This window comes from Allomuricauda sp. CP2A (genome assembly GCF_001683915.1).
In the GTDB taxonomy this organism is placed as follows: domain Bacteria; phylum Bacteroidota; class Bacteroidia; order Flavobacteriales; family Flavobacteriaceae; genus Flagellimonas.
Genome location: NZ_LXTT01000109.1, coordinates 20,517 through 30,697, shown reverse-complemented (window position 1 = coordinate 30,697; position 10,181 = coordinate 20,517). Strand labels below are relative to the sequence as shown.

Genomic DNA, 10,181 nt, shown 5'->3' with positions numbered 1-10,181 from the left:
GTTTAATAGCACCTATTTTACTTTTTTCAATTAACCTAAGTAACTCATCCTTAGGAAATTTTTTATTATTTATTGTGATTTCCATACAATTTCATTCATTGTCTTTACATGTATACTATCAGGATATGAATCTGTTTTTTTAAGTATTATATTTGGTAATACTTTCTTTTCGGCAGGCTGGAGTGAAGTTATCTTTTTTGCCGCTAAAATCTAGACGCAATTGATGGATGCAAGCTTTGGGTTTACAATACCCTATTGCTAGTCAATATTTGAAGGTGGTTCGAATGAAAAGGCCAAGGATGCCGTAGAGTTTGACAATGGCGAGATGGCCTTGAAAGAACAATTTGAGCGTATCCATGAGTTTGCTAAACGGGTGATTGCGAAGGAGGGATAAAAAGCAGGGGACTATTTGAATTACGCTCAATGGCCTCGGCTATGATTTTGTTGCATGTTTCGGCAATATTAGCAAACAATCACAGAGAGAAAATTGCATCGGATTTTTGTATCTAAGCCTTTACTGGCAATGAATTATACAAATTGATGTGCCACGTTATCTGTATCTTTGCAATTCGGGTTTAATTTCCATAAAACAGTAAAATATGTCGTTCTACAATAAAATAAAATGGATACTCGGAATACTGATGATTTTTGTTCTGATCATTGCTACAAATTTAATCGATAAGAACAATTTTGTTCGAGTTCGTGATTCAGTCGTTACAATTTACGAAGACAGATTGGTGGCAAATGATTTAATTTTTAAAATGCTCAAGTCGGTTCACCAAAAAGAATTAGCTGTATCAGTGTCAGACTCCATTTTTTTCAATACCCAAAACCCAAAGGTCAACGATACTATACAATCTTTGATTTCCAGGTTTGAGCAAACAAAATTGACGTCGGAGGAGGCTGATGTATTCAATGATCTGAAGAGGAATGTTCAGTCGTTATCGGATTCCGAAAGTCAGTTTAAAAAATCAGACTATGTTGATAATTCACAAGTTCTCGATCATATTGAAAATTTAAAAACAAATCTTACTGATTTATCTAAAATTCAGCTGAATGAAGGGAGCAGACAAATGTCAATCAGTAAACGTGCCATAGATACAGTAGAATTATTTACCCAAATTGAAATTTATATACTGGTTTTCTTGGCTATTTTAATTCAGATTATTGTAATGTATAAACCAAAGGAAAAGTCTTAAGTTCAACTCTGCCACTCCCGTATCTCGTACCATGGTTGGTTGTTGGTGAAAAACTTTACATAAACAAAAAAGACGCCCTTTGGCGCCTTTTCTATTGCATATTGTCAGTTCGAGCGCAGTCGAGAACTCATGTACATCTCGACTCCACCTGTCTGCTGACAAAGGCAGGCTCGAACTGACAATTTTCTACAAATTCGGAATCACCAACACCTGATCGGGGTGGATCAAATCCGGATTCTTGAGCTTGTCGGTATTCGCCTCAAAGATTTGTTTGTACTTCATGGGATCCCCATAATAATGTTTGGCAATCTTGCTCAAGGATTCCCCACTTTTTACGGTATGTCTGGCATATACAGACTCATCGGCCACGGTAATGTTTGCTTTGATGTCAGATGGGCTTTGTCCGCCAATTTCCTTGATTTTATCCCATAGAATGTTTTTTTCATAGGGGGTAGCCGCTTGCCCCTTTATTTTTAAGACGCCGTTTTCTTCAGAAACATCGCCATCCTTTATGTTCAATTTAAGACCAAGATCTAATACGGGTTGATACTTTGCTTTTACGCTCATAATGCAAATTTTATAGTTAACAATTAGGTCTTTCAAGATAATCATTATGGCAATATTCCACTATTAAATTTGTGTAATACTTTTTTCAATCCCAACCTTTGCGGCAGATACTTTGTGAATCAAGAATTTAATTGTATTTTTGCACTCCTTTTTTAGCAAAGCAGTAAGAGGAAAAAAGGAACTGAAATCAAATATAAAAACCACTTTCACGGTAATTGCTCAACTCTTATAAAAACGTGGAATACAAATTTTAGGTCAGCACATGGCTGAAGAAAAAACAAACGTTGCAGAAGTTGAAGAGACGACTGCGGCACCAGAAGTAAAACAAGAAGCACAAACTCAACAAGATCCCAAGGAGTTTTTGGAAAACTTTGACTGGGAGAAGTATGAGGAAGGTATTGAAAAAGTAGACGACCGTAAGCTCAACGAATTTGAAAAGCTTGTTGAGGAGAATTTTGTTGATACCGCAGATGAAGAAGTTGTTGAGGGAACTGTGGTTCACATGACCGACCGTGAGGCGATCATCGACATCAACGCAAAGTCTGAAGGTGTTATTTCGCTGAACGAGTTCCGTTACAACCCCGATCTTAAGGTGGGTGACAAAGTTGAGGTGCTTATAGATATCCGTGAGGACAAGACCGGTCAATTGGTGTTGTCTCACAGAAAAGCAAGAACCATCAAAGCTTGGGAGCGTGTGAACAATGCACACGACAAAGAAGAGATCGTTACCGGTTTCGTGAAATGTCGTACCAAAGGAGGTATGATCGTTGACGTATTCGGAATTGAGGCGTTCTTGCCCGGTTCCCAAATTGATGTGAAGCCCATCCGCGATTACGATCAGTATGTTGGTAAGACGATGGAGTTCAAAGTTGTGAAGATCAACCACGAGTTCAAAAACGTAGTGGTATCGCACAAAGCGTTGATCGAGGCCGATATCGAAGAGCAGAAAAAGGAAATCATTGGTCAATTGGAAAAAGGCCAAGTATTGGAAGGTATCGTCAAGAACATTACTTCTTACGGAGTATTTATCGACCTTGGCGGTGTGGACGGATTGGTTCACATTACCGACCTTTCTTGGAGCCGAATCAACCACCCCAACGAAGTTGTTGAGTTGGATCAGAAACTGAATGTGGTTATCCTTGACTTTGATGACAATAAATCAAGGATCCAATTGGGTCTTAAGCAATTGGAGAAACACCCATGGGATGCCCTAGGGGATGAGATCAAAGTTGGTGACAAAGTAAAAGGTAAAGTTGTTGTAATCGCAGATTACGGTGCCTTTATCGAGGTTGCCGAAGGTGTTGAAGGATTGATCCACGTTTCAGAAATGTCTTGGTCTACGCACTTGCGTTCTGCCCAGGATTTTGTAAATGTTGGTGATGAGGTAGAAGCCGTTGTTTTGACCTTGGATAGGGAAGATCGCAAAATGTCTTTGGGCATCAAGCAATTGACTCCAGACCCATGGACAGACATCACTTCCAAGTATCCTGTTGGATCTAGACACAAAGGAATCGTTAGAAACTTTACCAACTTCGGTGTTTTTGTTGAGTTGGAAGAAGGAATCGACGGTTTGATCTATATCTCCGATCTTTCTTGGACCAAGAAAATCAAGCATCCATCTGAGTTTGTTACCGTAGGTGACACTTTGGAAGTTGAAGTATTGGAATTGGATGTTGAAGGGCGCAAATTGAGCCTTGGACACAAACAGACCACAGAGAACCCTTGGGACAAATACTCAGAAGAGTTTGCTGAAGGAACCGTTCACAAAGCTTCTATTGCAGAGATTGTTGACAAAGGAGCCACCATTAATTTCAATGAAGACATTGTTGGATTTGTTCCATCAAGACATTTGGAGAAAGAAGATGGTAAGAAGCTTGTAAAAGGTGAAGAAGCAGAATTCAAGATCATCGAGTTCAATAAAGATTTCAAGCGAGTTGTGGCCAGCCACACCGCTATCTTTAGAGAGCAAGAAGAGAAGAATGTAAAAGCCGCCAAGAAAAGGTCTACATCTTCAGATGAAGCTGCACCTACACTTGGTGATGCCAACTCTCAGTTGCAGGCATTGAAGGATAAAATGGAAGCTGATTCCAAGAAAAAGTAATCAGATTTTCATAAATAGAGGAAAAGCCCCGCTGGAAACAGTCGGGGTTTTTTTATGGCCCCGGCATTCTAAAGAATTGCTTACTTTTGCATTCAACAGAGTCGGTTGCACAGCATATGGGTCAAAGAGTACTGCTTACTTCAAAAGAAATCAACATCATACTGCACCGGTTGGCTTGTCAACTGTTGGAAAACCATTTAGATTTTTCGGATACCGCCCTCATCGGCATTCAGCCACGAGGTATTTTTTTGGCTGAAAGACTCGCCAAAATTCTCAAAGAGGACTATAAAGTAAAAGATGTGGCCCTCGGATTCTTGGACATTACATTTTTTAGGGACGACTTTGGAAGAGGGGATAAAATCCTGAAGGCCAATTCCACCAAAATGAACTTTTTGGTAGAGGATAAAAAAGTGGTCTTCATTGATGATGTGCTCTACACCGGAAGAAGCATACGGGCGGCCCTAACGGCCATCCAGTCTTTTGGAAGGCCCAAAAGCATTGAATTATTGACGCTGATTGACCGACGTTTTAGCAGACATTTGCCCATACAGCCCAATTACAGGGGCAGACAGGTGGACGCCATAAATGAAGAAAAAGTAAAGGTGATGTGGGCAGAAAATGATGGGGAGGACATTGTATATTTAGTAAGTAAATAAATTGAAATGAGTGAACTGAGTGTAAACCACTTGCTGGGAATAAAGTATCTGAACAAAAAGGATATCGCACTCATTTTTGAAACTGCCGACCATTTTAAGGAGGTCATCAACCGATCCATTAAAAAGGTGCCCACACTCCGCGATATTACCATCGCAAATATCTTTTTTGAGAACAGTACCCGAACCCGATTGTCCTTTGAACTGGCCGAAAAACGATTGTCCGCTGACGTGGTAAATTTCTCTGCGGCATCGTCATCGGTTAAAAAAGGTGAAACGCTCATTGATACCGTGAACAATATCCTTTCCATGAAAGTGGATATGGTGGTCATGCGCCACCCCAATCCGGGAGCGGGTATTTTCCTTTCAAAACATGTAAAGGCATCCATTGTCAATGCAGGGGATGGTGCCCATGAACACCCTACACAAGCCCTGTTGGACTCCTATTCCATCCAGGAGAAGTTTGGGGATGTGGGCGGTAAAAATGTGGTCATTGTGGGCGATATTCTGCATTCCAGAGTGGCACTCTCCAACATTTTTGCCCTAAAATTACAGGGGGCGAATGTTAAGGTATGTGGACCAAAGACCCTCATTCCAAAACATATTGAATCGCTTGGAGTAACTGTGGAGACCAATCTCAAAAAAGCACTGGAATGGTGCGATGTGGCCAACATGCTTCGCATTCAAAATGAGCGGATGGACATCAGTTATTTTCCCTCCACCCGAGAGTATACCCAACAATTTGGGGTGAACAAACAGCTGCTGGACAGTTTGGACAAACAAATTGTGATCATGCACCCCGGCCCAATCAATAGGGGCGTGGAGATTACAAGTGATGTGGCGGACTCAGCTCAATCCATCATTCTGCACCAGGTGGAGAATGGAGTGGCCATCCGTATGGCAGTATTATATTTATTGGCATCAAAAATCAAGTAATATGATTTTCGACAAAGAAGGCACAACCACTATCGTTTTTCAGGAGAAAACCTCGCTTTCTACCTTTATGGAGAATTTGAAAAACGCCTACCCCAAAATCAAGCACGATAATATTATTATAAACCTTTTTTCCTTCAAAAAACTTACCGAAGCGGATATTTTGGAGTTCTTGGATATCTCCAACACCCATAAAGCTTCTGGACAATCCTTTGTTTTGGTCACGGATAAAGTCTCATACGATGATATTCCGGATGAGATCAGTGTGGTGCCCACCATTCAAGAAGCCAAGGATCTTATAGAGATGGAGGAAATAGAACGGGATTTGGGGATTTAGATATTTGGGATAAGACATAAGACTCCTGACTCTTGATTCTTGTCTCTTGATTCTTCTCTCTTGTCTCTTCTCTCCTGTCTCCCAACCCATACTATCCAAGAATCTAACCGTCAACCATCTATTTTCCAATTTCAATCACTAACTTTCCGTTTTTAATTTTTCCATAATTTGTGAAACTTACTATCCTAGGGTGTTATTCAGCAACGCCACGAACCTTTACCAACCCAACCTCCCAAGTTCTTGAAACAAAAAATCATATTTTTTTGATTGATTGTGGTGAAGGCACCCAGGTGCACCTAAGAAAATACAAGGTCAAGTTTTCCAGAATCAAGCACATATTTATTTCCCATTTGCACGGCGACCATTTTTTTGGATTGCCCGGACTGGTTTCCACGTTTCGGCTTTTGGGCAGGGAGGCAGAGTTGCACATTTATGGCCCAAAGGGCATCAAGGAAGCCATTACCCTGCTTCTAAAGTTGGGGGACAGTTGGACCAATTACCCCCTTATTTTTCATGAACTGGAATCCAAAGACTCGGAACTTTTGTTTGAAGATGACAAAATCAGTGTGCATACCATTCCTTTAGATCACAGGGTGTATGCCAACGGTTTCTTGTTCCGGGAAAAGCCAGCTCCACGAACTCTGGATATTGACAAGGCCAGAAAATATGGAATCGATAAGAGCCAGTTCAACAACATCAAAAATGGTGCTGATGGCATATCGAAAAATGGAGAACTCATTCCGAATGTAAAAATCACTTTAAATCCCCCAAAACCCAAAAGCTATGCATTTTGCAGCGATACGGTTTACAAGGAATCCATTGTGCCCATCATTAAAAATGTGGATACCTTGTACCATGAATCCACTTTTTTGGAGACCGAGAAGCATCTTTGTGCCAAAACAAAACACTCTACCGCAAAACAGGCGGGCCAAATTGCCCGAAAAGCCCATGTAGGCACACTGATCTTGGGCCATTACTCCACCCGATACAAATCCTTGGAACTTTTTAGGGAAGAAGCTTTACAGGTTTTTCCCAATGTGGAATTGGCCGATGATGGCAAAATCTTTGAAATATAAAGATTCACATCCCTCATCCCTACCCAATGGAAAACTTTTCCATTCACCATTCTTTGCTGCCATTTGAATTTTACCGAAATTCACATCATGCAAAAAAACTTGGGCAACTATAGAAAATCCTACGAAAAAAGCAGCTTGACGGAAGACACCATCAAGGAGAATCCCCTGGAACAATTCCAAAAGTGGTTTTATGAGGTGGAAATAACCGATGGGGTCGATGAAACCAATGCCATGACCATTTCTACCATTGGCTTGGACGGTTTTCCAAAAAATAGGGTGGTTTTGCTTAAAAAGTACACCCATGAGGGGTTTATTTTTTATACCAATTACAATAGCGAAAAGGGACGGGCCATTGCCAAGAACCCTGCTGTTTGTCTATCCTTTTTTTGGCCCAATATGGAGCGGCAGGTCATTATTAAGGGTACTGCCGAGAAAGTGGCCGAAAACCTTTCCGATGGTTATTTTGAGTCGAGACCTGTTGGGAGCCAACTTGGCGCCGTGGTCTCCAACCAAAGTGAGGTAATCGGGTCTCGGGAAGTCTTGGAAAAGGAGCTGGAAGCCTTGGAAAAGCAATTTGAGGGCAAACCCATTGAGAGGCCCAAGCATTGGGGGGGCTATTTGGTGCGGCCCATTTCCATGGAATTTTGGCAAGGACGTCCCAATAGATTGCATGATCGGATCAGATATACCCTTCAAGAGGATTACGATTGGAAAATAGAACGTTTGGCACCCTAATTCAACTCAACACAAATGAAACAATTGATATTGATGAGACACGGAAAATCCTCATGGGAATATGAGGTTTCCGACAAGGATAGACCACTTCAGGAAAGAGGCATTAAAGATGCACATTTGGTGGCAAAGGCATTCAAACAGGATGCTCCGAACATGGATTTTGCCTGTTCCAGCCCGGCCAACAGAGCCTTGCATACCAGCCAGATTTTTCTAAGGGATATCGATTTTGACCTTCAAAATTTCAAGGTAGACAAACGCCTTTATGACTTTTCTGGGGACAGTGTTGAAGCTTTTGTGAAACGGTTAGACAACCAATGGCAAACCGTGGCCATTTTTGGGCACAATTATGCCTTCACATCGCTTGCAAATACTTGGGGAGATGAGTATATTGAGAACCTTCCCACGGCAGGACTGGTCCAGATCACATTCAATGTGGATGACTGGTCCAACATTTCAAAGGGAACCACTGAAAAAACAATCTTTCCAAAAGACTTAAAACAATAAATGGTCAAAACAAAGAACGAGTATATAAACAGGGAAATCAGCTGGTTGCATTTCAATGCACGGGTTTTGCAGGAGTGCAATGATCCCAATGTGCCACTGATTGATCGTCTCCGATTTCTGGGAATCTTCAGTAACAACCTTGATGAATTTTTTAAGGTGAGGTACGCCACGGTAAAGCGTATTGTGGATGCCGGAAAAACTGGTAAAAGTGTTTTGGGAGGAGAACGGGCCAAGGACCTTTTGGAAGAAATTACCAAGATCGTGATTGCACAACAGGCCCGTAGTCTTGAAATTTTCACAGGAATTGAAAAAGAACTTAGCGCCGAGAATGTTTTCATCATAAATGAGAAACAGGTCAGTGAAAGTCAGGCCGAGTTCATAAGAAATTATTTCTTTACCAAGGTCAATCAGGAATTGATGACCATCATCTTGAATGATCTTACCGAGTTTCCCTTATTAAAGGATACAGCAGCTTATCTGGCTGTAAAAATCGTGATGAAAAACGGTTCTGGAGTTGGAAAGCACAACAGATATGCCCTGATTGAAATTCCAAAGGGAATAGATCGTTTTGTGGTGCTGCCCAAAGAAGGAGACAAAAACTACATCATTATTCTTGATGATCTTATCCGTTTCTGTTTGGATAATGTGTTCACGATGTTCGAATTTGAATCCATTACGGCGCATATGATCAAGATTACCCGTGATGCCGAACTCGACATTGACAATGATCTCAGCAAGAGTTTTATCGAGAAAATTTCATCCAGCGTGGAGCACCGGAAAATCAGTGATCCCGTTCGTTTTGTCTACGATAAGAAAATCGATAAGGATACGCTCCAGTTCCTAAAGGAAAAAATGGATATCATGGGAACGGATAGCGTTATTCCCGGTGGGCGTTACCATAACAGAAGGGATTACATGGGCTTTCCCAGTCTGGGAAGGTACGATCTCATGTACGAAAAAATAGAACCATTACCAGTAAAGGGCCTTAGCATGAAGGGGAGTCTCTTGGAGATGATCGCCCATAAGGATTATATGATCTATGCCCCATACCATACATTCAGTTATGTCACCAAATTTTTGCGGGAAGCTGCCTTGGACCCCAAAGTCCGCACCATACACATTACGGTATATCGACTGGCCAGTGATAGTCAAATTGCCTCGGCATTGATCAATGCGGTAAAAAATGGAAAACAGGTTACGGTACAAATTGAGTTGCAGGCCCGTTTTGATGAACAGGCCAATATTGAATATGCCAACCAATTGCAGGCAGAGGGTATTCGGTTGATTTTTGGTGTCCCGGGACTAAAGGTGCACAGCAAAATCTGTATGATCGAACGCGAAGAAGCCGAAGGCATGAAACGATACGGTTTCATCAGCACAGGGAACTTTAACGAGTCCACAGCAAAAATCTATACGGATTATACCCTTTTCACGGCACATCAAGGCATTTTAAAGGATATGAACAAAGTGTTTGCCTTCTTTGAGACGAATTACAAAATCAACAAGTACAAGCACCTTATCGTATCGCCGCACTATACCAAAACCACGTTCATAAAACTTATTGATAAGGAGATTGCCAATGCCAAAGCGGGCAGGGTGGCCTACATCAAAATAAAAATGAACAGCCTCACCTCATACAAAATGGTGGACAAGCTTTACGAAGCGAGCAGGGCAGGGGTAAAAATACAGATGATCATACGTGGAATTTGCTGCCTTATCCCAGGGGTTGAAGGTATGAGCGAGAATATTGAGGCCATAAGTGTCGTGGATAAGTTCTTGGAGCATCCGCGCCTGTTTATTTTTGGCAACGGTGGTGACCCCAAGATTTACATTTCGTCAGCAGATTGGATGACCCGTAATCTAGATTTTAGGGTAGAAGTGGGCTGTCCCATTTACGACCCGGATATAAGACAAGAGCTATTGGATACCTTTGATATTTCGTGGAGGGATAACCTTAAAGCCAGGGTTTTTTCAGAAAAACAGGACAATGCCTATAGAAAAAGGGGCAAGAACGAGCCCGAGCTCCGGTCCCAATTTGAGATGTACTATTATTATCAAAGAAAACTGAAATCCTAA

At 41.5% G+C, this 10,181-nt stretch carries 10 protein-coding genes; 9 read left to right on the top strand and 1 reads right to left on the bottom strand.

Going from position 1 to position 10,181, the window contains the following annotated elements:
- Positions 1-599: 599 nt before the first annotated feature.
- Positions 600-1,199, top strand: coding sequence for an MCP four helix bundle domain-containing protein (locus A7D14_RS13005; protein ID WP_067035291.1), 600 nt, complete (start codon positions 600-602; stop codon positions 1,197-1,199).
- Positions 1,200-1,385: 186 nt separating this feature from the next.
- Here the strand turns inward: A7D14_RS13005 and A7D14_RS13000 are convergent, their stop codons facing one another.
- Positions 1,386-1,766 (bottom strand): LysM peptidoglycan-binding domain-containing protein, encoded by a 381-nt coding sequence (locus tag A7D14_RS13000; protein WP_067035314.1) that lies wholly within the window; start codon positions 1,764-1,766, stop codon positions 1,386-1,388.
- Between the two features lie 262 nt (positions 1,767-2,028).
- On the opposite strand from A7D14_RS13000, the gene rpsA reads away from it, so the two are divergent.
- The 8 genes from rpsA to ppk1 all read left to right on the top strand — a co-directional run bounded on the left by rpsA (position 2,029) and on the right by ppk1 (position 10,181).
- Positions 2,029-3,867 (top strand): 30S ribosomal protein S1, encoded by a 1,839-nt coding sequence (gene rpsA / locus A7D14_RS12995; protein ID WP_067035288.1) that lies wholly within the window; start codon positions 2,029-2,031, stop codon positions 3,865-3,867.
- Positions 3,868-3,983: 116 nt separating this feature from the next.
- Positions 3,984-4,523: a bifunctional pyr operon transcriptional regulator/uracil phosphoribosyltransferase PyrR gene (gene pyrR / locus A7D14_RS12990; RefSeq protein ID WP_067035285.1), complete on the top strand. Its 540-nt coding sequence runs from the start codon at positions 3,984-3,986 to the stop codon at positions 4,521-4,523.
- A gap of 6 nt (positions 4,524-4,529) precedes the next feature.
- Positions 4,530-5,456 carry an aspartate carbamoyltransferase catalytic subunit gene (locus A7D14_RS12985; protein WP_067035282.1) on the top strand — a complete coding sequence of 309 codons (927 nt, stop codon included), beginning with the start codon at positions 4,530-4,532 and terminating at the stop codon, positions 5,454-5,456.
- Between the two features lies 1 nt (position 5,457).
- The gene (locus A7D14_RS12980) at positions 5,458-5,790 is read left to right on the top strand and encodes a ribonuclease Z (protein WP_067035278.1); all 333 of its coding nucleotides are present in this window, start codon (positions 5,458-5,460) and stop codon (positions 5,788-5,790) included.
- 170 nt (positions 5,791-5,960) lie between these two features.
- On the top strand, positions 5,961-6,866 hold the full coding sequence (locus A7D14_RS12975) for a ribonuclease Z (RefSeq protein ID WP_067035274.1): 906 nt from the start codon (positions 5,961-5,963) through the stop codon (positions 6,864-6,866).
- An 87-nt stretch (positions 6,867-6,953) separates the two neighbouring features.
- Positions 6,954-7,601, top strand: coding sequence for a pyridoxamine 5'-phosphate oxidase (pdxH, locus tag A7D14_RS12970; RefSeq protein WP_067035311.1), 648 nt, complete (start codon positions 6,954-6,956; stop codon positions 7,599-7,601).
- 15 nt (positions 7,602-7,616) lie between these two features.
- Positions 7,617-8,105 (top strand): SixA phosphatase family protein, encoded by a 489-nt coding sequence (locus tag A7D14_RS12965; protein ID WP_067035271.1) that lies wholly within the window; start codon positions 7,617-7,619, stop codon positions 8,103-8,105.
- Positions 8,106-10,181 carry a polyphosphate kinase 1 gene (gene ppk1 / locus A7D14_RS12960; protein WP_067035268.1) on the top strand — a complete coding sequence of 692 codons (2,076 nt, stop codon included), beginning with the start codon at positions 8,106-8,108 and terminating at the stop codon, positions 10,179-10,181. It abuts the gene before it with no gap.